Source organism: Sphingobacterium olei (assembly GCF_005048855.1).
Classification (GTDB): Bacteria; Bacteroidota; Bacteroidia; order Sphingobacteriales; family Sphingobacteriaceae; genus Sphingobacterium; species Sphingobacterium olei.
The window spans coordinates 351,875-377,918 of sequence record NZ_SUME01000003.1 but is presented as its reverse complement, the minus strand read 5'-3'; the positions used below and the strand labels follow the sequence as shown (position 1 = coordinate 377,918).

The following is a 26,044-nucleotide window of genomic DNA, read 5'->3' as shown; positions in this document are numbered from 1 at the left end:
AAATAATTATAAATCAAGATTACCTGCATAATAATCGTTCATGTATTTTTGTAATAAATACGCATACTGCTTCAATAACAATTGATTTCTAGCTGCATCAAGTTTATTTTTCGCTGTGAGGTAAAGGAACGAATTGCTTGCGCCTTCATCAAACTGAACCTGCGCAATTCGAAATGATTCCGCATAACTCTGTTCCTGTTCTTTCAGATTTTGTACGCTTTCTAACGCAACACGCAAATCAAATACCGCCCTTGCAGTAGATTCGCGCAAATTATTCAAAGCGATTTCCTTTTGTAGCAAATTTTCTTCTAACCCGATTTTTGCACGACTTTCCTGATTACGCACCTGAAACTGATTAAAGATAGGAATACTTAAAGTCATAAAAACACTTTTTCCAAGATTATTTCTCGATTGTTGCCAGTAAGAAAAATCGCCGTTGCTCGAGTAACGACTGTTTAACCCTGCTCCTAGTGATAGGGAAGGATAGTAATAGGATTTCGCCACCTTAATATTTTGTTGCGCTTCCTTGATTCGCCAATCTAAGGCCCGATAATCGGGCAAAAGGATCTGCGCCTGCGTGTAGAGTTGTTCCCAACCTAAAGCGGAGCCGATAGTTGGAATAGGAAGTGTCTTGAGTTCGCCAAGTTCTGATTCCGGGATATTTAATAGTTTTGCTAAACGTAATCTATTGGTATACAAGATCTGTATGTTCGCTTGCACACTATTTTGATCCATCTTATACTGCCCTTTAATATCGTAATAATCTCCTGGAGCAAAAGCGCCTTCTTTAAACATAACTTCAGCTCTACGCAACTGCTCTTCTGTAACGGTCAATTGCCGTCGGGACTGAATCAACAGATCCTTTGCGGTCAGCACCTGAATATAGGTTTCTATCACATCTAGTCGAAGCTCGTTTGCTTTTCCTTCAAACTCCAATTTTCCGGCTTCTTTTGCATTAGATTTCATGCGTATATCATGTAAAATCCGAAAGCCGTTAAACAGGCTCACTCCTGCGTTCAAACTTTGATTCCCCGTGGCACTATTTTCTTCAATAAATTGATTGGTCGTAGGATCAATATTCCGACCCTGATTGAATCCGTGACTTAAATCCCCATTCAGCGTCGGCAACTGGTTTTGCCAGGCTTGTCTGTACTCGATCTCGCCCCGCCTCACACTCAATTGATTTTGCTTCAGTTGCGGATTGCTTTTCAATGCCATTACAATACACGTGCGCAGATCAATTATTGAATCCTGGGAAAAGGCTTTACCTCCATGCGCGATTGTTATTAAGAGTATACTATAAAATAGTTTCAGATCCATGCTTAGATATTTCTGAGGTTCATTCATAGCCTGTGCCAAACCAGTAAAACACAAAAAATCAACTAGTTAAAATCGCCTGTATAAAAAACATGTACGTTGACGAACAATGAGTGTTCGGAATCGGACACTTTGTTCAGTACACGGTTTCCTCCTGTAAAACAAAGAAACTTAACCTTACTGTTCGCAGATGAACAATCAAGTGTTCACTATCGGACAAATCACTTTTCCAAAAAACAACTAAACAACTATATAACAATACTTTAAAAAAATGGCACAAGCTTCTCTAGGAAAAGAGAAAACGACATACTTTTTTTATATTTAATACTTTCTACTTTTCAATGGACAGACCGATAAAACAACGCAGATGGAATAAGAGAAGAATCCTTACTCTTATCGGGATTTTGAGTATACTCGCATTAATCGGAGCTAGCTACTACTTCACAAGTGGTAACAGCAAATTGAATGTAGAAGCTGAACGTCTAAATATCGTGGAAGTTAAAGAAGGGACTTTTCAGGAATTTATCCCTATCAATGGTACGATATTACCTATTAGCAGCATTTACTTAGATGCCTCAGTAGGTGGTCGCGTGGAAGAGAAATTTGTGGAAGACGGCGCACACCTCAAAAAAGGAGATCCAATTATGCGTCTATCCAACACGGATTTAGAACTCAGTCTAGTACAGCAGGAAACACAGGTACTAAACCTATTAACACAGGCGCAGATCGCGCAAACCAACGCACAGCAGGTATCTATCAACAACCGCAACCAAATGGCGGACGTAGAGCAAGGTTTAAAAGAAGCCGATCGTTTATATCGGCTCAACAAGAAACTTTTTCAGGAAAAAGCGATTGGCTCACAGGAGTACGAAAAAACCGTCAACGAATATAACTATCAAAAGGAGCGGGTTGCATTAACCAAACAGATTCTGCTACAGGATTCGCTGTCCACAAACCAGAAACTGTACCAGGATCGAGAAACGTACAAGCGTACACAGAGTGCGTTAGAACTGATGCGCCGGAAGGTAGGCGATCTGATATTACGCGCACCGGTGGATGGACAACTGACTTCCTTTGATGCTGAGATCGGGCAAAATAAAAACGCAGGCGAACGCCTAGGACAGATCGATGTGCTGACCGGGTTTAAGGTACGTGCTGAGATCGACGAACATTATATTAATCGGATTTTTCCCGATCTGGAAGGATTGTTCACCATATCGGGCAAACCTTACAAACTTCGTATTAAGAAGATCTACACACAAGTGACCAGTGGTCGCTTTCAGGTAGATATGGAATTTACGGGTGAACGACCGCAAAGCATTCGCCGTGGACAAACCTTACAAATTCGCCTGGCATTAAGCGACGAGACAAAAGCCCTTCTATTAGCAAAAGGAGGATTCTATCAACAAACAGGAGGCAACTGGATCTTCAAATTAGACAAATCTGGTAACATTGCCTATCGTGTAGATATTCAATTGGGACGACAAAACCCGGATTTTTATGAAGTCATGAATGGGCTATCACCGGGCGACAAAGTAATTGTTTCCAGCTATGAAACCTATGATAAAATACAGGAATTGAATGTGAAATAAGTAAAATGAGAAATAAAGAACAAAGATTATGAACGTGCAGTCTAATAACGATTACCAAGCAAACACCCAAGTCTACAGTCTAATATCTCAAATCTAACATCTAGAATACTATGATCAAAATAACTAGCCTCCAAAAATATTACCGCACCGAAGAAGTAGAGACGGTCGCGCTGAACAATTTAACTATACATGTCAAAGAAGGAGAATTTGTAGCTGTAATGGGCCCTTCTGGTTGTGGGAAGTCAACCCTACTCAACATTGTCGGTCTACTGGATGATCTGGATGAAGGCAGTTACCTGTTCAACAATATCGAGGTTGCAAAATTCAACGAACGCAAACGATCAGACCTTAGAAAGCATAATATTGGTTTTGTGTTCCAAAGTTTCAATCTGATTGACGAGTTAACCGTCTTTGAAAACGTGGAGCTTCCGCTCGTCTATACCAATGTGCCTGCTGCAGAACGCAAGCGCCGCGTCGAAGAAGTATTGGAAAAGGTACAGATCATGCATCGCCGAAATCACTTTCCACAGCAGCTTTCCGGCGGTCAGCAACAACGTGTAGCCGTAGCCCGCGCAGTAGTTAATACGCCTAAATTAATACTAGCCGATGAGCCAACGGGAAATCTGGACTCCAACAACGGTAACGAAGTGATGCAACTGCTTACCGAGCTTAATGAGGCTGGAACAACCATAGTAATGGTAACGCACAGTGAACACGATGCTAGATTTGCAGATCGTGTGATCCGTATGCTCGACGGACAGGTAATTATGGAAACGACAACGGCATAATTCAAAAAAGAAAGGTAATCACATAAGAAAGATAACGATGACAAACAACTTAAAAGCTGTCTTACGGGGTTTGAAAAAGAAAAAACTCTACACCATTATCAATATTTTAGGACTGTCCATCAGTCTTGCGACGTCGATATTGATTATCCTATGGGTGCAGGATGAGCGTAGTTTTGATAGATTCCACTCCGATTACACGCAATTGTACAAAGTAAATTCACACCTGAGTCCAGAACAGAACGGTCCGATATGGGGCAGTTCGCCAGGCCCTATTGCGAACTACGCTCAAAATTCGCCTCATGTAAACCAGGCCACCCGCATATCACAGGATCATCATGTTACATTCGTTAACGACGAGCTTAAACGTTCGGTAACGGCGCTGGGTGTTTGCTATGTAGATAGTAACTTCTTCAGCATATTTAACTTTCCGTTGATAGAAGGTTCTTTATCGAACTTTCAAACAAACTATACTAATGCATTCATCACGGAATCCACTGCAGAAAAACTTTTTGATAACCGCTCCATAATCGGCAAGACATTCCGATATAGCGAAGATCTATTTACTGTCGCAGGAATTTTAAAAGATGTACCGCAGAACTCGTCCATCCAATTTGATGTTCTTATTCCGTTAGGATACCATGCGCAACGTTTCACGAAGTGGGGTGGAAACGGAAAATGGAAGACCATAGACGAGGATTTAGGCAATTACGCCTTCCAGACCTACATAAAAGCAAAACCCCATAGCGATCCCCTTACCATTAGCGAATCGATAACAGCCGCCTACACCAAAGCGCGCGATGGCGAAAATTCCAGCGTATTCGTGTTGGACCCCTTGGAAACCTTACATTTAATTGCCGCTGACGGGAATAAATCTGCACTCAGGATGGTGCAGATATTTGGTGTAATCGCTATCTTATTGTTAGTTATCGGAGCAGTAAATTATGTTAACCTAAGTACAGCAAGAGCATTGGACCGCGCAAAGGAAGTAGGTATACGTAAACTAATTGGAGCGAGTAGAGCGAGACTATTCCTTCAATTTGTTATCGAAACGTTGGTGATATTCTTAATTTCATTAATTATCGCATTGGCAATTATCTTTTTATTGCAATCTGGCTATAACCAAATAGCTCAAAAATCCATGAGCTATTCTCTCCATAACATCTCGCCATGGATATATGTAGGATTAGCTATTTTCGGAACTTTATGCTTATCGAGTATTTATCCTGCCATACAATTATCCGCATTTAAACCTATCGAATCATTAAAAGGAAAATCACTTAATCACCTCTCATCAAACATCATGAGAAAGGTCTTAGTCGTTTTTCAATTCACCATATCAGTAACCTTAATTGTGTCCACCTTGATTATCAAAAATCAGCTTGCATTCATTCAACAAATCGATTTGGGATACGATAAAGAGCATGTTTTGACTGTAAATCTACCTGGAGAGGCTTATAAGCATATTGAAGCTATCCGTTCAGAATTAAAAAACAACAGCGCGATACAAAATGTTTCGCTTTCCGGCGTGTATAACCTTACGGATTACGGCCACTCCACGGGAGATATTGAATGGCCGGGCAAATCCAAAAATAACCCATTAGTGGTATCACAGGCTACCATTGACAAAGAATTTATTCCTTTGATGGGTATTGAACTACTTGAAGGGACTAATTTTACCGGTTTACCGGCCGACTCATCCAACTACATAATCAATGAAACATTAGCAAAGCAAATGGGTCTGACCCCACCCTACGTGGGGTCGACGATGAGCTTTCACGACATTCCTGGTCAAATCGTCGGTGTGGTCAAAGATTTTCATTTTAAATCAGTCAGAGAACAAATAGGGCCTATGGTCTTCTGGACACGTTGGGGTGCGGGAACGTTATATGTTAAAACGACTGCTACTCAAACGAGACAAGCTATTAAAGCGCTAGAGACGATATACAATCGCTATCCCTCTGATGCGCCATTTAGTTACACCTTCGTAGACGCGCAATTCGACAATTTATATAAATCTGAACAACGAACAGGCTTACTATTTAATATTTTTTCAGGTATCGCTATATTCATATCGTCCCTCGGCTTATTTGCTTTGGCGACCCATGAAGGTCAGACACGTATAAAAGAAATCGGGATCCGAAAGGTGCTGGGAGCGAGCGTTTTCGGAATAGTCGAGCTGTTAGGGAAAAACTTCATCATGCTGGTAAGTATTGCGATTTTGATTGCTTATCCCATTGCGTTTTATCTGATGAAACAGTGGCTTGATAACTTTGCTTATAAAATCGAGTTAAGCATCTGGACATTCGTCGTCGGTAGTGTGATCGCCGTGGTAATAGCCATTTTGACAATAAGTTACCAAGCTATACGTGCGGCTACCGCAAACCCTGTAGAGAGTCTGCGGAACGAATAGAACACGGTATACTATTAGCGTCGGGAGGTATCTAAAAAGGCATACAAAGGTTACATGTCACGTTGTACGTAGCGAAGGATAACGCGACAGGTAGATAACCACATACAAAGACAGTTATGATAAAAAATTATATTAAATTAGCTTGGAGAAACCTCAGAAGTCAAAAGCTATTCTCCATCATAAAGATCGGGGGATTTGCCTTCGGTATATCCATCTGCTTGCTCATCGTTCTATTCGTGAAGCACGAACTTAGCTATGATAAATTTTATCCCGACTCAGATCAGATATATAGAATAGTAGGTGTTGCTAATCGTGACAATGTAATTCTAAAAGGGATAGCCATGCCCGCTCCTGCTGGACCAACATTGAAAGAGGAATTTCCTGCGATCGAAGCCATGGGCAGAATGCTTTCCAACCCGCTATTTGGCGCAGGAAGCAATCAATTATCTACACATGAAAACCCAGAAAACTTTTCAGACAATGGCTTTACCTATGTAGATCAGTCTTTTTTGGATATCTTCTCTCCACAGGCAATCTATGGATCATTAGCCCACGCGCTTGATAAACCCAACACTGTGGTTATAACCCAAAGCACGGCAAAAAAATACTTTAAAAGAGATCCTACCGGAAAGATCATTTATTTAAATAACGATAAGGACAGACCTTATACAATCACTGCGGTCATTGCAGACGTGCCAAGCAATTCCCATTTGTATGGCTTCAATTTCTTTATGACTTTATCAGGAATTGATTTTTATCCCGGCGAGCAGCAAAACTGGATCGCTAGTAATTATAGCACCTACCTGAAGCTAAAAAAGGGAACTGATATCGAGCCTTTGGCCAAGCAGCTTACCAAATCATACATTCAAGATCATTACGTTCCTGCTATTTTACAAGCGGGTATGCAAGTTAATCCTATCTTAAGCACGGCCAAACTCGTCTTACAACCTTTAGCTGAAATACATCTGTATTCATCGGACATTCAGAATTACAAATTAGAAACACAAAAAAGAGGTGACATTAAAACCGTATGGGTTTTCAGCGGCATTGCAGGATTTATTCTTCTTATTGCAGCCATAAACTTCATTAACCTTTCTACAACAAACGCTACCAGCAGAGCTAAAGAGGTAGGCATTAGAAAAACAATAGGATCCAATCGACGCGCCTTGATTAGCCAATTTATTACCGAATCCTTGCTCTACAGTATGATTTCTGTCTTTGCCGGCATTGCTATAAGTTTCCTGCTGTTACCCGTTTTTAACGACTTAGCAGATAAAACACTATCTATACCGTGGAATGAATGGTATTTCGTACCCGCTGCCATTGCAATTGCACTAATTATTGGTCTACTTTCCGGAATATATCCTGCTATTTATTTATCCGGCTTCAAACCCATATCCGTTCTAAAAGGAAAAATATCTTCGCGATCTGGAACATCAACATTTCGCAACGGATTAGTCGTGTTTCAATTCGTAACCTCTATAATCCTTATTATCGGAACGCTGATTGTTAATCAGCAGATGACGTTTATTCTAAGCAAAGATGTAGGCTTTAATAAAGATCAAGTATTGGTATTACATGGTACGAACACGCTGGGTAGCCAGACACGAACTTTTAAAAGCGAACTCGGCAGTATCCCTTCTGTAAACAACGTGACCATCAGCGATTACCTACCGGTGATGATCGATGGATCCAAAAGAAATGGTAATACCTTTTGGTTAGAAGGTAAACAGATCGAAGAAGCCGGAAAAGGTGGTCAATTTTGGATAGTTGACAAAGATTACCTTCAAACATTTGGACTTACCCTAATTGCTGGCAGAAATTTCAATATGGATGTAGCCTCAGACTCAGCGGCAGTAATAGTAAATAAAAAAATGATAGTGGAACTGGGGCTTAAAGATCCTATTGGGGCACGAATTACAAACGGAACAACATATACAATCATCGGCGTCGTTGATGACTTCATTTTCGGGTCACTACGAGAAGAAGGCTTACAGCCCCTTTGCTTGGCAATTGGAGGAAGTAACTCGTTAACATCTGTAAAAATCAGCTCGGACAACATCGACCTGACTATCAAGGATATTACCGCTATTTGGGATAAATTCTCTCCAAACCAAAAAATCCAATACAGCTTTTTGGATGAAGGGTTTGCCGCGTTATATAACGATGTTCGACGTACTCAAAACATCTTCACTTCCTTTGCAATTATTGCCATTTTCATTGCCTGTTTAGGTTTATTTGGCCTGGCGGCCTATACAACGACACAGCGAACCAAAGAAATAGGAGTTCGCAAGGTATTAGGCGCTTCAATCTCCGCTATCGTCAAACTACTGTCCAAAGATTTTGTAAGACTTGTGTTTGTGGCCATTGTCATCGCCTCACCCATTGCGTGGTGGGCGATGAACAAATGGCTGGAAGACTTTGCTTATCGTATCGATATAGAATGGTGGACATTTGCATTAGCGGGATCGGCGGCCGTAGTGGTGGCCTTGCTAACTGTCAGTTGGCAGGCAATACGTGCGGCATTAGCCAATCCTGTAGATAGTTTAAGGGATGAATAAGCGAATCCGCGTATTTGCAAATTTGTCGATACGCAGAAAAATCAAAGATTATAGATAATAACTGGATTGCAATACTGAAATCTGAATACTAAAAAATGATAAGGAACTACATTAAAACCGCTTGGCGTAGCCTTCTGAAAAACAAGGGCTTCACCGTTATTAACATTCTTGGTCTGACCGTAGGGCTGTCTGCTGTGCTGATCATTGCCCTGTGGGTGCAGAACCAGTTTCGACAGGACAATTTTTACAGCAATCAGGAGAATATCTACAAAGTATTGAACCGATACATCGTGGATATGTCAACTGGTCAGAGCACCCCTTATCCTGCGGCGGATGCACTTACCGAAAATTATCCGGAAGTGGAATATGCCGCGCGGGTGTATCGGCATTGGGAGCGTTTGTTGACCTTCAAAAGTGACGGTATCAAAGCGTATGGAAATGAGGTCGATCCCGATTTCTTGAAAATATTCGATTTTCCGGCTATAAAGGGAATGAGAGAGGACGCACTCAGCAACAAAACCAATATCGTCGTGACCGAGGGCTTGGCGAAAAGCCTGTTTGGAGACGAAGACCCCCTTGGCAAGACCATCACGCTGGACAACGAAAAATCCTACACCGTCGTCTCGGTGCTCAATGATCTACCGACCTATACGGATTTTAGCTTTAACTATTTGATTCCCATGGATCGGGATCCCTCGAACTGGAATACAATGAGCTATAGTACCTATGTAAGTCTCCGGCCTGGGGTCGACATCGAGGTGTTCAACGAAAAGATCGAACCTATGGTGCGTACCCATGCTCCCGATTTGAAGAACAACGTAAACTTTCTTTATCCCTTGTCCAGAATACACCTGTACTCGAAGTTTGAGAACGGTGTGGCTGTGGGCGGCAAGATCAGCCAAGTTCGTCTTATTGCTGGCATAGGGCTGCTGATCCTATGTATTGCCTGTATAAATTTTGTCAACCTCAGCACCGCAAAGGGACAAAAGAGAGCCAAGGAAGTCGGGGTTCGTAAAGTCATCGGAGCGAGCAAGGGCAATCTGGTCGGTCAGTTTTTGACGGAGTCTGTCATCATATCGGTCGTGGCGGGGATCCTGGCCATTGTGGCGAGCTTTTTGGCCTTGCCACTGTTCAACCAAATGCTCGACAAACCCTTGTCCTTCGTGACGACCGGGCCGTTGGTTTGGTTGATACTGTTGGGTTTTGTTATTTTTACTGGCTTATTGGCCGGCGTTTATCCGGCATTTGTCCTTTCGGCTTTTCAGCCCATCAAGACCCTAAAAAATATTAAAGTATCCAAAAAATCTAATTTCAGTATGCGTAGCGTATTGGTGGTCTTACAATTTGGCTCTGCCGTCGTGCTGATAATCGCTACTCTGATTATCCATCTACAGATCCAGTATGCGAGCGACAGAGATGTGGGGTATGATACCTCTCAACTACTGGAAGTCGCCCTCGAGGGCAAAGCCGTCGAGAATTATGAAACGATCAAGAACGAACTGCTGAACAGTGGTTTTGTCACCCATATAACCCGTACCGGACAGACCATTACCCAAAATAACTCATCATCATGGGGGAACTTTTCATGGCAGGGTGCTACGCCCGAACAATCAAAAAAAACGACTTTCTTCTTGACAAATGCGCAGAGTGATTTTATCGAAACCGTGGGACTCAAGCTGGTGGATGGCCGTGACTTGGACTATCCCCGCCTGCCTAGTGATAACCGTGCTATTCTGCTCAATGAGGCAGCAATTAAAACGATGGGTCTGGAAAACCCGATCGGGCAGTTTTTTAACTGGGGAGACGAGGCTTACACGATCGTGGGTGTGTTTTCGGACTTCGTTAGTGGCTCACCGTATAGCGAGGTAGAGCCAATGCTGGTCTTCTCATGGGTTGATAATCTCAAAAATATGATTATTCGTACGGACAATCAGCAGGCAATGAATAAAACTTTAGCTTTCATCGAAAGCACCGTAAAGAAATTCGACCCGGCCTATCCGTTCAACTACCGTTTTGTGGATGAACGCTATGCCGAAAAATTCAGGGACCAGCAACAAACGGCTTCTTTATCCCTGACGTTTTCGCTGTTGGCTATATTTATCTCTTGCCTGGGCCTGTTCGGACTTATCTCCTATATCACCGAGACACGTATCAAAGAAATCGGGATTCGCAAAGTGCTAGGTGCATCGGTATCAGGTATCGTTTCTATGCTTTCCATCGATTTTGTAAAACTTGTGTTTGTTGCCATTATCATCGCCACACCCATTGCCTGGTGGGCGATGAATAAATGGTTGGCCGATTTTGCCTACCGCATCGATATCCAATGGTGGATGTTTGTACTGGCCGGATTGTTGGCGATCGGGATCGCTTTATTTACGGTGAGCTGGCAGGCGATTCGGGCAGCGGTAGCGAATCCGACGGATAGTTTGCGGGATGAATAGTATGTTGGAACAAGGATTAAGGATATCTAAATTGTAAAAAGATGAACAACAAAATTAAAACTACTCTCCGTTATCTTTGGCGCAATAAGTTATTTACTGCGTTGAACATGATCGGGCTGTCGATCGGCATCAGCGCCTGCTGGCTGGTATTCAGCATTGTACATTATGAGTTATCTTTCGACAAGAAGATTCCCGATATTGAACACGTTCATCAGATTGTATCTAGGCAGGAATTTGAAGGAAAAAAGAGCAGTTTCGCAGGTGTTCCTTTGGGTATGGCACCGCTGTTAGCAGATGAGTCATTGGATGATGCTCTTATCGTACCTATATATAACCAATATTTTGAACGTTTGTCCATACCGCAGGATCATGAAGAAGAGCCCCTGATACTGGATGAGCAAGAGGGCATAGTGGGCACGCGGGCGGATTACTTCCAACTACTTCCTTATGAATGGATTGCAGGCAATGCCGAAACGGCTTTTCTCCAACCCAACAATCTGGTACTCACGGAAGAGCGCGCGCGACAGTATTTTCCTAAAAATAGCTCCACGGAACTTTTAGGCAAAGTTATAGTGGCAGATACAACACAGTTTGTGGTATCAGGCGTGGTCAGAAAACTATCCTTTCCAAGCAGCTTTAATGCACAGGTATTTATGGCTATTCCCGATAAGGAATGGCATAATCAGAACTGGAGCGGTATGAATTCAAACCACACCCTTTATGTCAAAACAAAAAATCAGGCATCTTTGAAACGCTTATTATCTATGGTAATACAACGTTATCAGGAAACGGCCGCTAAAGAGCACGAAAAACTTGGTGCTAAGATTAATTTTACTTCTTCTCCTTTGAAAGATAAACATTTCGAAAAGCAATTCGACACCGAAGGAAGTAGCATCAATAAAAAAGTACTTTACGGATTAGTGATGATTGGAGGATTCTTATTAATCCTGGCATGTATTAATTATGTCAATTTGAGTACATCACAAATGCCTCAACGCGCTAAAGAGATTGGTGTCCGCAAAACTTTAGGCGCGAGTCCACTTTATCTTACGGCAAATTTCCTTGTAGAAACATTATGTACTGTCTTGTTGGCTTTACTATTATCATGGCCGATTGTCGAATTATTTCGGCGGATATATCCTGAATTTATTCCTTCGGGAATGGAACAATTCAACAACAACTGGATTGTTGTACTGTTTCTGTTTATACTAGTTCTTCTGGTATCTCTTTTAGGCGGGCTGTATCCTTCCTATTTGATCAACAAAGTACGTTCTATAGACACATTGAAAGGAAAAATAGAGACCAAAATTAAGGGAACACGTTTTAGCTTGCTCAAGGCGCTAATTGTCTTCCAATTTGTCATTGCTCAGTTTTTTGTGGTGGGAGCGCTTATTATAGGTCAACAACTGGATTTCACACTGCAGAAAGATCTAGGTTTTGCTCACGATGCTATAGTGACTATCCGCATGCCTTACAAATCATATCAAAATGCAGATGTCGACCCTTTTTTATACAAACAAGCCCTGTCAAAATATCCTGAAATAGCAAATATCGCATTAGGACATGAACCTCAAAATAACAGTCATTGGGGAGATATTTATTACTTCGCCGCAGATACCGGACAAGTACAGCTTCACGCTCCAAGAAAATACGTTGATAAAGATTTTGTAGATCTCTATCATATCGAATTATTAGCCGGCCGTAATATACAGCAAACAGACACGATGCGTGAGGTTCTGATTAACGAATCTACTTTGAAACCCTTGGGTATCTCGTCCCCCGAACAAGCCGTTGGCCATATTTTGACACAAGATGATAATAAAATTTTTTCCATTGTTGGCGTATTTAAGGATTTTCACCAAAAATCACTGCATGTAAAAATAGAACCGTTGATCTTAGGATCCTCCAATAAGAGCGGACAACTGCAAACGTTCCATATCAAACTGCCGAATGATCGCAACCTATGGACAAAAACCTTCGCATTAATGGAAAAAGAATGGAAAATTTTTTATCCTAACGCACCGTTCGAATACAAATTCGCCGACGAAAAGATAAAGACCCTCTATGGGACCGAACACCGTACAGCAAAACTGATTGATTTAGCAACAGGGGTTACGATATTTATCAGTTGCCTCGGTCTGTTTGGCTTAGCGACGCTCACCGCATTTCAACGTACCAAAGAAATTGGTATCCGCAAAGTTCTGGGTGCTTCGGTTTCAGGCATTGTTGCGATGCTGTCCAAAGATTTTGTACGACTTGTAGTTATTGCCATTGCTATTGCATCACCCATTGCATGGTGGGCGATGAACAAATGGCTGGAAGACTTTGCTTATCGTATCGATATAGAATGGTGGATGTTCGCCTTAGCAGGATCAGTGGCCGTGGTGATAGCCTTGTTGACCGTCAGCTGGCAGGCCATACGGGCTGCGATGGCGAATCCAGTGGATAGTTTGCGGGATGAATAAATCTTCCTCCAGTCCCTCCAAAGGAAGTAAGGACAAAAAAAAATGATAACAGATTGTAGATAATAACTAGATCTCGATACCGAAAATGATAAAGAACTATCTAAAAATAGCGATTCGCAACCTTTGGAAATATAAAGCGTTTTCACTACTGAATATTCTTGGCTTGTCTGTAGGGATAGCGTCAAGTGTACTGATACTATTATGGGTTTTCAATGAACGAAGCTATGACAATTTTCACCAAAATGCCTCCAAGATCTATCGCATTACAAGCGGTTTGTCGGAAGATTTTAAAGCTGCGGTTGTTCCCCCTCCTCTTGCACCTAAAATCGCTGAACGAAGTCCTTCTATCAAACGCTATACCCGTATTAGCCATCAGATCAATCAAACTTTTGAAAACAAAGGCATTCGTTTTGAAGAAAAAGGAGGCTATTATGTTGACACTACGTTTTTGAACATGTTTTCTTTCTCTCTTATAGCCGGTAATCGGCACACGGCTTTTCAGGATGCCAACTCGATACTCATTACAGAAAGTATGGCCAAGAAATATTTTGGAAAGACAAATGTTGTAGGCCAAACATTAAAACAAGACAACCGAAAACTTGTAACAATATCTGCAGTATTAGCTGATCTACCAAACAACACACACTTTCAGTTTGATTACCTCCTTCCAATGACAGCTATCAGCCCAGACAATTGGATGTACGAGACAAAAGAAGACTGGAGAAACTTTGTCAATTACGGATATATTGAGCTGGATGAAAACTATATTTCCTCTTCGTCTAATCGTCAGAAACTGGAGCAAGAAATTGCAGGCATCTATCGAGAACATGTATCAGGCTCTTTATTAAAAACAACTTTTCATTTACAGGCATTACCTGATATCCATCTATACTCTGGTAATTTTCAGGTTGATTTTGCAGGACGAGGTAACCATTTATATGTGAATACGCTGTTTTTGGTAGCCATATTTATTCTGGTTGTAGCCTGCATTAACTTCATGAACCTTACAACAGCACGTTCGGCACGGAGAGCAAAAGAAGTTGGATTAAGAAAAGTTGTCGGGGCAAAGCGTCTACAGCTCGTCTTTCAGTTTTTTGGAGAATCCATGTTGATCACCTATATATCCCTCATTCTAGGAATGACATTGGTATGGCTCATCTCACCAGTCTTTAGTCTATTAATCGGGAAAACGTTAGAAACACACATTTTCGATTCTAACATAATAATTACCCTCTTAAGCATATCACTCTTTACAGGGATTCTTTCTGGTTGTTATCCTGCATTGTATCTATCCGGATTTAAACCAATCAACGTGCTTAAAGGCGTGCTTACCACGAGCAACCATGGTCATCTGATATTTAGAAATGCGTTGGTGGTGATCCAATTTGTGGTATCCATATTTTTATTGGTAGGAACTATTGTCATTTACAAACAGTTAAACTTTATCAAAAATCGAAATATTGGATTTGATAAATCCAATTTGATCTATGTAGAAATGAATGGGGAAATTTGGGGCAAACAGGCTGCTTATAAAGATGCGTTAGCACAAAATTCCTTGACATCAAATTTCACGGTCATTGATATGATCCCTTCGAACCTAAAAAGCGGAACTGTCGATTTTCAATACGAAGGAAAAGATCCTAATTCTGATCTCATTGTACCTATGATGGATGTCAGCGAAAGCTTTATTGATGTATTTGATATAAAAATGGTTGCCGGCCGACCATTTTCTAAAGAATACCAAGATAGTAGCAATTACATCATCAATGAAAGATTAGCCGACATCATGGGGATTTCTCCCCACGATGCGATCGGTATGCCATTTACGTTATGGGGCGTTAAAGGTGAGATCATCGGAGTGGTAAAAGATTTCAATTTTAAACCCGCTAGTCAAATCATCGAACCTTTAATGCTGCGGTTTAACGATTGGGGCGGAATGTTTGTAGTAAAGGCACAGCCACATCAACTACAGGCTACCATAAGACTGTTAGAGGAAATCAATACTAGTTTCAACCCCAACTTTCCTTTTTCCTATGGGTTTGTCGATCAAGAGTTAGATAAGCTATATGAAAGCGAGCATCGTTTGGGTAATCTTTTCAATATATTTGCTGGTTTGGGAATTTTCATCTCCTGCTTGGGTCTATATGGACTATCCTCTTTTCTGGCCGAACAACGTTTTAAGGAGATCGGAATCCGAAAAGTCCTCGGTTCGTCCGTCGCAGGCATTGTATATCTTCTGACCAAAAGTTTCCTCGGGTTATTGATTTTGGCAATTGTTATTGCCATTCCTGTATCTTGGTACGGGGCATCAACGTGGTTGTCCGGTTTCGCCTATCGTATCGAAATCAATTGGATTATTTTCGGCACGGCTGCTTTTTTGACTTTTGTAGTGGCACTTTTAACGGTTAGTTACGAATCTATCAAAGCCGCACGGGCAAATCCTGTAGATAGCTTGAGGGATGAGTAGCAGGTTGGAATAAGGATAAAGGAACAAAGAACAAGGATGTCTACAAACTTAAGTATATCATCATTTATGCAATACCGAAGTTATGTAATTTCATCAATAGAAGTTATGTAATTTCATCAGTATAGTCTATGTAATTTCATCAATATAAGTTATGTAATTTCATCAAAATGATTTATATTTGTCCTGTCAAAGGATTGAATGATGTTTGTAACCAGAAGGATAGCGAATAAAATAAACGAAGTAAAGGACAAGTATCCTATCATAGCCCTTACTGGCCCCAGACAGTCTGGGAAAACGACATTGCTCAAAAACACGTTCCCTACATATCGCTATATTTCTTTGGAAGATCCAGACATTCGGGAGTTTGCCGAATCCGATCCGACGGCTTTTTTGGATCTTTATGATAAATACGTCATTCTGGACGAAATACAACGTGTCCCTCAGCTGTTCTCTTATCTACAGGGGCGCGTAGATGAAAGCGGACTTATGGGGCAATATATTTTATCCGGTTCTCAAAACTTTAATTTACTAAAAAGTATAACGCAATCTCTAGCGGGCAGAGTAGCCTTGTTCAAACTACTCCCATTTGACTTAGAAGAACTAAAAGCACACCAACTTCTATCCGAAGACTATGCCGACAATACACTGCGGGGTTTTTATCCTGCTATTTATGATCGGGAGATTAACCCTTCCATCTTTTACAGCAATTATTTACAGACTTACATCGATAAAGACGTTACCGAGCTATTAAAAATAAAGGATTTCCGACAGTTTAGACAATTCATCAAGCTATGTGCCAACAGGGCTGGTCAACTGCTCAACCTTTCTGCGCTGGCTAACGAAGCCGATATATCTTTTAATACGGCTAAAGAATGGTTGTCTATTTTAGAAAGCAGTTACATCACATTTCTACTTCACCCCTATTACGAAAACAGGAATAAGCGATTAGTCAAAACACCCAAACTTTACTTTTACGATGCCGGATTATTATGTTTTCTTTTAGGTATAAAAACAACAGAACAATTGTTATTGGATCAGGCTCGAGGTAACATATTCGAAAATATGATTATAGCAGAGCACATAAAAAGCACCAATCACCTTTATCAATTTAACGATCTATATTTCTGGCAGGACAGTAACGGAAATGAAATCGACCTCCTTTGGAAGGTTGACCGCACCTTTATAGCGACAGAAATAAAAGCGGCTAAGACAATAACCACAGAAATGTTTAAACAGTTGGACAAATTCGAAAGCTATCAGGAAACACATGTGCAAAAGGTTTTGATCTACGGAGGCAATCAATCCCAAAAGCGCAGTAAGTATCTCGTCAGGAGCTGGAACGAAGCATCGGACGGAAGTCTTTATAAATAAGCCGCAGGGGGTGCGAACTTAAATAAACCGATTTTGGGGAAATTGGTTAATAATCGGTAAAATCCTACGACTTAAAGATTTTATTTAATTTTTACACCTCACGTTCCATATAGAAAGCTCCGTCTTTGCTTTCCATCCGCTGAATAGCGAAAGATTGTTCTGAATCACCTTGTAAAACGCTTAGCACATTTTTTGGCTTTAAATATTGATCCATGTCGGTGCAACACTTCGTGTAAATTTCATACGGATCCCTTTTATCTTTAAAATAACCTTCGGCAAATAGCTCTCGCATACAGGTGTGTATTTTGTCTAACTCAGTCGAAGTTGACACGGTATATGGATCTATATCATGTCTCTTATCGATCAATCTGAATTCATTAACAAAGGCATTCTCTACACTATCTAACCTTTCAACCTGATAGACAGTTTGGCTTTCTAATACCATATAGGTCAGTTGATAAGAGTAGTTATCATTGAGGCTTTCTTGTCCTTCCGAAAAAAGAAACCCTATACTTTTTAGATCCAAAGCCCGCTCCATCCTAAGCAGATCTACTATCGTTAACTTCTTAAATTTAAATGTCTCTACTTTACGTATAAAATCCAGACGCTTTCCCATTAAAAAAGAAATCTCAATAGGAGATAAATGCCGAGAAATCCGTAATAACATCATACGGTAATACATTATCATTTCAAAGGGGGTATACATCCGTCTGTACACCTTTGTTGTAGGTTTAAATTTCCTTTCTTTCATAATTTCTAAATTTGATTTATATAGTTTTTCTATACAAATAAATAGATTAAATATCAATATTCAAAACATCTGTTTAAAAATTATTTACATTTCATACATTTATCTATACAAATAGACACAATAGCAATGACTAAACTAGGAGAATACTTAGCAAAGAAATCAGTTAATAAATCGATGGTGGCCCGTAAAACTGGACTCAGCAAGGCTAGAATTAACGAATTAACCATGACCGATAGCGCCAAACTACGTTTAGATGAAATGTACTTGATCGCATTAGCTATTGATACAGATCCTTGCGAAATGATGAAAATTCTCTGTGCAGACTTAAGTTTAGACGAGTCAGATTCTTAGAATGTGTAATATTATAGCGTAATCCAAATGAGGGCAATATTTTACTATAGTAACGCGTCGCACATTATACTTTTCATTTTGTCATCCTGACATTAGGAATTGCGAAGTAAACATTCAAACAAGCAGTACAATGATCCTTTCTATAAAGACCAACAGATTGCATTATTTGGAAATTTTGATTAAATTCGCATATTAAATTTATAGAGATACGCCAATTTTCGGGATTTATACGACGACATTGCTTTGACTTAGGTTAAAAATTATAAAATCTTTTTTAGTTTTTTTTGGGGCGTTTGTTTGCGAATTATTCCAGAAAGTTATTTTAGTTACGGATTATCCGTTTTGCTATATTAAATATTGCCCATTTTTAACAGAAATCACTAAATTCATATGATTTCCCCATGCTTTATTAAATTATCGAACTATCTGTCGCTGATTGACAATAGAAATCATTATTATGGTATATAGTAATCAAACCGAAACTGAACTCATGACGCTTCTAAAAGAAGGCGACCACAAGGCATTTTTGGAAATATATGACCGCTATAAAGTGCTGCTTCAGCAACATGCCTATAAGAAAATTGGTGACGCTCAGGATGTCCAAGATGTTATTCAGGAGTTGTTTACTGAACTTTGGGATAAGAGAATATCTCTCAATATAACTACAGGATTGTCCAACTACCTGTTTACAGCCATTAGGAACCGCTCTCTCAATTTGATTTATAAGCGGAGAAAAGAGATGCATTATCTTGAATCACTGGAGGAATTTATTAATGAAGGGAACTACCTGATCGACCTTCAGATTCGAGAAAGAGAATTCACAGAGCTTATACAAAAGGAAATCGATGCTCTACCAACACGCATGCGAGAAGTGTATAAATTAAGCCGTGAAGAGGGACTTTCCCATAAACAGATTGCAGAACTGCTAGGTACCTCAGAAACGACAGTATCTAAACAAATAACCAATGTGCTTAAAATTTTAAGAAAAAAACTCGGCTCATTATACTTCATAACTTTTTTCTTCCCTTAATCACCCCTTATTTCCTAAATTCTCCATGAATACTATCTTTCATGGAACTTTTCGCTTGAATTTCAACACAAAAACAAATAAAACACCGATAAAACAAACTATTAAAAGCAGAACCTTACATTTATTTAACTTTTTTTTAATCTCGGATACTTGTTCGGGCGAGTTTGTTTGTCTTAACTATAAATGGGGGTAAAACATTTCCCTATTTTAGGCAATGAAAGAGTCAGAAAAATTATTAAAGAGATACATAAGTGGGGAGGCAGATCCCCTTGAACAGACTATTGTTGAAAAATGGTATGCTGCATTAAATGTGCAGGATACTTCAGGATTCAATGATGCGCAAAAGCAGCAACAGCTAGAATTGATAAAGCAGAATCTGCCAGGACCAATGATTCGTAAAGTCAAACTATGGCCACGCATTGCAATAGCTGCTGCATTATTTATAGCTGTATTAGGTGCTAGTCTGTTTTACTTCAGCAACCAGCCAGATAGAACAGCCGTAAAAACAATTTCTTATGCTAATGATATTGCTCCGGGAAAAGAGGGAGCAACTTTGACTTTGGCAAATGGAGAAAAAATATCGATCAATAACACGATTACTGGAGATATCGCGAGACAGGGAGGAGTAAAAATTTCAAAGGCAGCAGACGGTAGCATTCTTTACGAAATTAGAGAAAGTAGATCAGGTCAAGTAGAATACAATAGCTTATCAACTGCAAGAGGGCAGCGAACGCGTTTGCGTTTACCTGACGGATCATTGGTATTTTTGAATGCCGGTTCTTCTTTAAGATACCCAACCTCTTTCACGGCATTAAAAAACCGCCAAGTGGACCTCGAAGGCGAGGCTTTCTTTCAAATTGAAAAAGATGAGGCGCATCCATTTATTGTAAAAACAAAAGGACAGCACGTAACTGTTTTAGGGACGCACTTTAACATTAAAGCCTATAAGGAAGAGGCGAGCGTGATAACCACCCTTCTAGAAGGCAGCGTGCGTGTAAATTTTCAGGCTGCCACATGGAATGATAACGGAAAAGTTATCTATGAGGATGAAATTGTGCTGAGTCCTGGACAGGAATCCCTACTTCAAGGAGAGTCTATCAGTATCGCCAAAGCGAACCTGGAAGAAAATATGGCCTGGAAAGAAGGCGATTTTATATTCACTGAGAAGGGTATAGAAAGCATTATGCGTGACATTGCACGATGGTATAACATCCAGATCGTTTACGAGGGAAGCATCCCCACAGGTACGTTCTCAGGGAATGTTTCCAGATCTAAAAACATAAGCCAGATACTCCGGGCTTTGGAATCCACAAAATTAGTTCACTTTAAAGTTGAAGGAAGGAAGGTATACGTGTCGAAATAACTACTTGAATAAATTAACCAGATCCCGAAGATCGGAACCTGATTAAAATTTGGCTTGGGCCAAAAACAACTGATCAACCGAATCCGTAGTAACCTTTCCCGTGGAAAGTTGAGGTATGCTACAGAACCCTAAGATGAAATAAATGTATACAAAATATATCAGAAAACCCGGTATGCCTGAAGGTATATGCCGCAAAACCTTGCTAATTATGCGATTAACCAGCATGATATTTTTAGCATTTCTTATGCAAGTTCCCGTAGTAGGGTTCGCACAGAAAATTACATTATCAGAAAAAAACGCGTCACTAGTAAGGATTTTCTCCAAAATTAAATCGCAGATCGGTTACGACTTTGTCGCAGACGGTAGTGTATTAAAAGCTGCGAAACCTGTAAATCTCCAGGTAAAAAATATGGAACTTCAGGAAGTTCTTGAGGTTATTTTTAAAAACCAGCCCTTAGCTTTCGAAATCCAGAACAACATGGTTGTTGTACGTAAAAAGGAAAACACTCTCACTCAACACGTTACCATTACCATTCATAACGTAGATATAAGGGGATTGGTAATGAATGAGAGAGGAGAACCAATGGCCGGCGCCAGTGTTTCCGTACGAGGAAGCAACCAGGTTACCAAAACGGCTTCAGATGGATCGTTTGGCTTGCGAAACCTCACGGGTAAGGAAACGTTGATTACGACTTTCATCGGTTATAAATCGGATACATTAACATTAAATGGTCAAAATAGCGTGGTGATTGCCATGAAGCCTTTGGTTGCAGCACTTGAGGATGTATCCATCGTAAGTACAGGTTATCAGGATCTGAACAGAGACCGCGCAACGGGTTCATTTGGGATCATAACGGCTAAGGAGATTGCACAATTTCCAACGGTCAGTATCCTTGAACGTTTGCAAGGGCTGGTTCCGGGAGTGAATATTTCGACAAAGACAACAGCTGGTAAAAGCCGAAACGGAACAATTAACATACGTGGTGTCTCGACCATCGTTGGTAATTATACTCAGGTGAGCGTAGAGCCCCTTTTAGTGGTCGATGGCTTTCCATCGCAGATTTCCATCGAAAATGGTGCACTGGATTTGCTTAACGCAGATGACATTCAACAGGTAACTTTCTTAAAGGATGCTGCTGCAGCATCTATATGGGGTATTCAGGCGGCAAATGGCGTTATTGTAATTACGACTAAAAGAGGCAAACAAAATGCAGCACCATCACTTAACTTTTCGACTACCTATAGCACCGGTGCAAAACCCAGGACGGATTACGGGCCAATGATGTCTGTCGCTGATTACATTGATCTTGAAAAAGATATGATCAATAAAAATTATGTGGAAGACCTTACCCAATCAGCCTATATATCGGGAAACCTGACTCAAGCCCAAGCCGTCATTTTTAAAAACAAGCGTGGCGAAATTTCTGAAGCCCAGATGAATGCAGAGCTTGCTGCATTGGCACAATATGATAACGCAGATCAAATTTCTGAATACCTGCTTCAGCGGCAGGCCACAAAACAATATAATTTATCACTTTCCGGTGGTGGTGTAAATAGCTCTTATTACATGTCTGGCTCTTACAATACCGATGACAGGATATACAAAGGAAATAAGAATAAGGGTTATTCCTTCAACTTATCTACAACTTCCAATCTCCTAAAAGGACGCGTTGCAATTAATACTTCCCTGATTTACGGTAACACTACGGATAAAACTAATCCCGCCGCTGCGCTTGGGATGAGCATGTCTCCGTTTGGACTGCGCCCTTATGATTTACTGGTCAATTCGGATGGAAGCACGATGTACTACGATGTTTTTACGATTCCATCCAGGGCCCGGAGTTTAGAAAGCCAAGGTTATCTTCCGTTTAGGTATTCCGCGCTAGATGAATTGAATTACAACAATACCATCAATACAGGTAACAATTTGGGCCTGAATGTAGATGTCAGAACTAAGATTACTTCATGGCTTAATTTTTCGGTCTCTGGAAATCTGGGCCGGAATTTTACCGAGCGTGAAAATTATCAGGAACCGGATAGTTACGAAGCCAGGATTATGATAAATAGGGCGACTACTATAAATTCTGCTGGTCAATTGGTTTATGGCCTTCCTATTGGTGGAAAGTTGATTACGAATAATGGATCAACCAAGAGCTATAATTTGAGGGGCCAGTTAAACATCAATAAAAACTGGAACAACAAACATGAACTGAACGCTGTACTGGGGAATGAAATTCGTGAGGTTTTTAATAAAACCAGCGGAGAGAACCGTTATGGCTATAATAAGGAGATCAATTCATTTACGCCGGTAAATCCCAATGGAAGCTACCTGGATATAACTGGAAACCGTCCGGCTATTGGGGCTACGTCCTCGCCGGTTGTAGAGAGAACCACCAGGGCATTATCTTATTATTCAACTGCCTCATACACCTATGATAGCAAGTATACTGTTTCGGCAAGTGCACGTTTTGATGATTTGAACCTGCTTGGTGTGGAACGGAGAAAAAGAGCCATCCCGCTTTGGTCTGGGGGATTAAGCTGGAACATGAAAAAGGAAAGCTTTTTGAAAGATGTGGAGTGGTTGAGCGCCTTATCCGGACGGTTTACTTATGGTTTCACCGGAAATGCCCCACAGGGCTATGCACCGGTAACGGTGATCGAATTACAGGGAACAGATGGTTATTCCCTCCTTCCGAATGCGCGTATTGAAAAGCCCGCGCGAGAAGATCTGGCGTGGGAAAAGACCAAAATGCTGAATTACGGACTTGATTTTTCCCTTTTTGACAGTCGCATTTCTGGAACCTTTGAATACTACAAAAAACATACTAAGGATATCTTTTATGAATTGCCCATCAACGGAACCTATGGTTTTTCAAGAACTTTATTTAATGCGGCCACATTAGACGGAGAGGGTGTAGATTTAGGTTTTTCATTTGCACTCGTTAGATCTAAACAAGTGACTTGGAACAATACGATCAATTTGTCTTACAATACCAATACCATTCATGATGAGCGTTTTAAATTGCCTATCGCCAATATGCTGGCGCCTGGGGAGGAGGCATTGTACGATGGTTACCCGACAGACTATTTATTTACGTATAAGTTTGCAGGATTGGATGAAAAAGGAGAAACATTAATAGAGGATCCTAACGAGCAAGGCAAATTGTATACGACCTGGGATTTCCCTTTTTATGATGTGAAGTCGTATTCAGGAAGAACAACCTCACCATGGTATGGTGCATATAACACTAACGTTACCTACAAGAGGTTTGATCTGGGTCTTCAATTTCAATATCAGCTCGGTGGTGTTTTTTTAAGGCCCTCAGTTGCTGAAACGGGATTTTATTTAAGCCGTGCCGGAGATTTGGCACAGCGCTGGAGAAAGCCAGGTGATGAATTAACGACCAACGTTCCAGGAATTACATCGGATTATTCGCAGGGTTTTAATTATGGAACCAGTGTAGAGAGATATTCCAATTCAGATTTACTGGTGAGAAGCCGAAGCAATGTAAAATTGAATCAGGTGCGCCTGTCCTATGCGGTTCCTCAGCCGGTGGTGGCTAAAATGGGTATTAAGGCCTTGAGTTTATCTGTGGTTTGCAGGAACCTAGGTATGATCTGGGCCAAAAATAAGGAGAAAATTGATCCGGACTATTTATTTAATGTGAGCAACACCTACCAATTGGCTCCCGTACGCAACTATTCTTTTCAACTTAACCTAAGTTTATAATGCATAAAAAAATCACTATGAATGTATTTAAAGTATTTTTCATCACTATAACTGCCGCAACCTTATTTTCCTGCCGGAAATATGTAGAAAATGTTCCGGTGCAAGGCCAGCGGGTTTTAGTATATACAAATGATTATCGCCTACTAATGAACAGTAGAACCGATTCAGAATTTGGCTCGGCAAATGCAGCGATTATAGGTTGTGATGACATTGATCTCAAAGATCCGAACCTCCAAAGCGAAATCTCCTACAATAGTGTATACGTTGCGCAATATACCTGGGCAAAACCATTCTATATCGACAAAGAGGATGATTTTGATTGGAATTCCATGTATAAAGCAATATATACTTTTAACACCGTGATCTCAGGTGTATTGGAGAGTAAAAATGGTTCTCTGGCAGAGCAGAATGCGATTTATGCGGAAGCACTTATTCAAAGGGCATTTACTTATTTTACGCTGGTAAATTCACATGGGAAGCAATACGATGCTTCGACGGCTGGCACTGATCTTGGTGTACCGCTGTTATTGGAAGCAAGGCTGTTTGTAAACTTGCAAAGGGCCACTGTTGCTCAAGTTTATGCCCAAGTACTGAAAGATATAGAAACCGCTATTCCTTTATTGCCTACTGCTAAAATGAATTCAGTGAACCCGTACCGAGGCAGCGCCTATGCGCTATTGGCTAAGGTTCATTTGAACATGCGTAATTTTGAGGCCGCTCGAGTAGCAGCAGAACAAGCATTAGCACTTTCAAACGGACTTAATGATTACAATCTGTTCGTTAATGCTGCATTTCCTACGCTGATACAAAACAAAGAAGTTCTGTTACGTAAAATTCCCCGACTTAGTTATGCCGGCTTGCAGTTGAGCGAAGACTTATTGAACTTACTAGGGACTAAAGACTTGAGATATACTCTATTTACCAGAGACGGAAGCATCGGTTATCCCAGCTTTACAGGTAGGCGATTTTTTGCCGGAGCTGGTGCTGACAACGCATGCGTGGGATTAACAGTTGGCGAGACCTGGCTCATCCGGGCAGAATGCCTGGCACGTGCAGGAAGACGTGCAGACGCCTTACAGGCGTTAAATGATTTGCGTAAATTTAGGTTTACGCAGGACGATTATGTGGCGCTTACAGCTACATCAGATCAGCAGGCGTTAGAAATGGTTATTAATGAACGCCGTAGGGAATTATTCGGAACTGGACTTCGGTGGTTTGACCAAAAACGCTTGAACAAAGATGCCGCATTCGCAAAAACGGTTACACGTGTCTACAATGGTACGACCTACACGCTGGAGCCTAACAGCAACGCATATGTATTTCCGTTTTCTCCTATAATCGTTAATCAAAATCCGGAGTTAACACAAAATCCGAATTAAATTATGTTCTGTTACTTATGGTTTTTAT

Annotated in this window: 15 protein-coding genes; 13 read left to right on the top strand and 2 right to left on the bottom strand. The window is 40.7% G+C overall.

The window, feature by feature from the left end:
* Nucleotides 1-6: 6 nt before the first annotated feature.
* The gene (locus FAZ15_RS08855) at nt 7-1,320 is read right to left on the bottom strand and encodes a TolC family protein (RefSeq protein ID WP_162304906.1); all 1,314 of its coding nucleotides are present in this window, start codon (nt 1,318-1,320) and stop codon (nt 7-9) included.
* 338 nt (nt 1,321-1,658) lie between these two features.
* On the opposite strand from FAZ15_RS08855, the gene FAZ15_RS08850 reads away from it, so the two are divergent.
* From FAZ15_RS08850 to FAZ15_RS08815, 8 genes are all read left to right on the top strand, one after another.
* Nucleotides 1,659-2,909 (top strand): efflux RND transporter periplasmic adaptor subunit, encoded by a 1,251-nt coding sequence (locus FAZ15_RS08850; protein ID WP_136900952.1) that lies wholly within the window; start codon nt 1,659-1,661, stop codon nt 2,907-2,909.
* Nucleotides 2,910-3,019: 110 nt separating this feature from the next.
* Nucleotides 3,020-3,697: an ABC transporter ATP-binding protein gene (locus FAZ15_RS08845; RefSeq protein ID WP_136900951.1), complete on the top strand. Its 678-nt coding sequence runs from the start codon at nt 3,020-3,022 to the stop codon at nt 3,695-3,697.
* 37 nt (nt 3,698-3,734) lie between these two features.
* Nucleotides 3,735-6,107 carry an ABC transporter permease gene (locus tag FAZ15_RS08840; RefSeq protein ID WP_136900950.1) on the top strand — a complete coding sequence of 791 codons (2,373 nt, stop codon included), beginning with the start codon at nt 3,735-3,737 and terminating at the stop codon, nt 6,105-6,107.
* A 116-nt stretch (nt 6,108-6,223) separates the two neighbouring features.
* Entirely contained in the window at nt 6,224-8,668 is a 2,445-nt protein-coding gene (locus FAZ15_RS08835) for an ABC transporter permease (protein ID WP_136900949.1), read from the top strand.
* 95 nt (nt 8,669-8,763) lie between these two features.
* Nucleotides 8,764-11,109 (top strand): ABC transporter permease, encoded by a 2,346-nt coding sequence (locus FAZ15_RS08830; RefSeq protein ID WP_136900948.1) that lies wholly within the window; start codon nt 8,764-8,766, stop codon nt 11,107-11,109.
* A gap of 41 nt (nt 11,110-11,150) precedes the next feature.
* On the top strand, nt 11,151-13,574 hold the full coding sequence (locus FAZ15_RS08825) for an ABC transporter permease (RefSeq protein WP_136900947.1): 2,424 nt from the start codon (nt 11,151-11,153) through the stop codon (nt 13,572-13,574).
* Nucleotides 13,575-13,659: 85 nt separating this feature from the next.
* Nucleotides 13,660-16,041 (top strand): ABC transporter permease, encoded by a 2,382-nt coding sequence (locus FAZ15_RS08820; protein WP_136900946.1) that lies wholly within the window; start codon nt 13,660-13,662, stop codon nt 16,039-16,041.
* A 198-nt stretch (nt 16,042-16,239) separates the two neighbouring features.
* Nucleotides 16,240-17,412, top strand: a complete 1,173-nt coding sequence (locus FAZ15_RS08815; RefSeq protein ID WP_136900945.1) for an ATP-binding protein — start codon at nt 16,240-16,242, stop codon at nt 17,410-17,412.
* Nucleotides 17,413-17,503: 91 nt separating this feature from the next.
* Here the strand turns inward: FAZ15_RS08815 and FAZ15_RS08810 are convergent, their stop codons facing one another.
* Complete coding sequence (locus FAZ15_RS08810) at nt 17,504-18,163, bottom strand: hypothetical protein (RefSeq protein ID WP_136900944.1); 660 nt, start codon at nt 18,161-18,163, stop codon at nt 17,504-17,506.
* Nucleotides 18,164-18,289: 126 nt separating this feature from the next.
* On the opposite strand from FAZ15_RS08810, the gene FAZ15_RS08805 reads away from it, so the two are divergent.
* The 5 genes from FAZ15_RS08805 (at nt 18,290) to FAZ15_RS08785 (ending at nt 26,016) form a co-directional block, all read left to right on the top strand.
* Nucleotides 18,290-18,514, top strand: coding sequence for a helix-turn-helix domain-containing protein (locus FAZ15_RS08805; RefSeq protein WP_136900943.1), 225 nt, complete (start codon nt 18,290-18,292; stop codon nt 18,512-18,514).
* Nucleotides 18,515-18,971: 457 nt separating this feature from the next.
* Nucleotides 18,972-19,544, top strand: coding sequence for an RNA polymerase sigma factor (locus FAZ15_RS08800; protein ID WP_238387203.1), 573 nt, complete (start codon nt 18,972-18,974; stop codon nt 19,542-19,544).
* Nucleotides 19,545-19,758: 214 nt separating this feature from the next.
* Nucleotides 19,759-20,907, top strand: coding sequence for a FecR family protein (locus tag FAZ15_RS08795; protein ID WP_136900942.1), 1,149 nt, complete (start codon nt 19,759-19,761; stop codon nt 20,905-20,907).
* Nucleotides 20,908-21,049: 142 nt separating this feature from the next.
* A complete protein-coding gene (locus FAZ15_RS08790) occupies nt 21,050-24,637 on the top strand; it encodes a SusC/RagA family TonB-linked outer membrane protein (protein ID WP_136900941.1) in 3,588 nt (1,195 codons plus the stop codon).
* Between the two features lie 17 nt (nt 24,638-24,654).
* Nucleotides 24,655-26,016: a RagB/SusD family nutrient uptake outer membrane protein gene (locus tag FAZ15_RS08785; RefSeq protein WP_162304905.1), complete on the top strand. Its 1,362-nt coding sequence runs from the start codon at nt 24,655-24,657 to the stop codon at nt 26,014-26,016.
* Nucleotides 26,017-26,044: the final 28 nt, after the last annotated feature.

Bases quoted from the DNA above. Each gene is read 5' to 3' on its own strand.
- FAZ15_RS08855 (WP_162304906.1), bottom strand. From the start codon at position 1,320: ATGGATCTGAAACTATTTTATAGTATACTCTTAATAACAATCGCGCAT.
- FAZ15_RS08850 (WP_136900952.1), top strand. From the start codon at position 1,659: ATGGACAGACCGATAAAACAACGCAGATGGAATAAGAGAAGAATCCTT.
- FAZ15_RS08845 (WP_136900951.1), top strand. From the start codon at position 3,020: ATGATCAAAATAACTAGCCTCCAAAAATATTACCGCACCGAAGAAGTA.
- FAZ15_RS08840 (WP_136900950.1), top strand. From the start codon at position 3,735: ATGACAAACAACTTAAAAGCTGTCTTACGGGGTTTGAAAAAGAAAAAA.
- FAZ15_RS08835 (WP_136900949.1), top strand. From the start codon at position 6,224: ATGATAAAAAATTATATTAAATTAGCTTGGAGAAACCTCAGAAGTCAA.
- FAZ15_RS08830 (WP_136900948.1), top strand. From the start codon at position 8,764: ATGATAAGGAACTACATTAAAACCGCTTGGCGTAGCCTTCTGAAAAAC.
- FAZ15_RS08825 (WP_136900947.1), top strand. From the start codon at position 11,151: ATGAACAACAAAATTAAAACTACTCTCCGTTATCTTTGGCGCAATAAG.
- FAZ15_RS08820 (WP_136900946.1), top strand. From the start codon at position 13,660: ATGATAAAGAACTATCTAAAAATAGCGATTCGCAACCTTTGGAAATAT.
- FAZ15_RS08815 (WP_136900945.1), top strand. From the start codon at position 16,240: ATGATGTTTGTAACCAGAAGGATAGCGAATAAAATAAACGAAGTAAAG.
- FAZ15_RS08810 (WP_136900944.1), bottom strand. From the start codon at position 18,163: ATGAAAGAAAGGAAATTTAAACCTACAACAAAGGTGTACAGACGGATG.
- FAZ15_RS08805 (WP_136900943.1), top strand. From the start codon at position 18,290: ATGACTAAACTAGGAGAATACTTAGCAAAGAAATCAGTTAATAAATCG.
- FAZ15_RS08800 (WP_238387203.1), top strand. From the start codon at position 18,972: ATGGTATATAGTAATCAAACCGAAACTGAACTCATGACGCTTCTAAAA.
- FAZ15_RS08795 (WP_136900942.1), top strand. From the start codon at position 19,759: ATGAAAGAGTCAGAAAAATTATTAAAGAGATACATAAGTGGGGAGGCA.
- FAZ15_RS08790 (WP_136900941.1), top strand. From the start codon at position 21,050: ATGTATACAAAATATATCAGAAAACCCGGTATGCCTGAAGGTATATGC.
- FAZ15_RS08785 (WP_162304905.1), top strand. From the start codon at position 24,655: ATGAATGTATTTAAAGTATTTTTCATCACTATAACTGCCGCAACCTTA.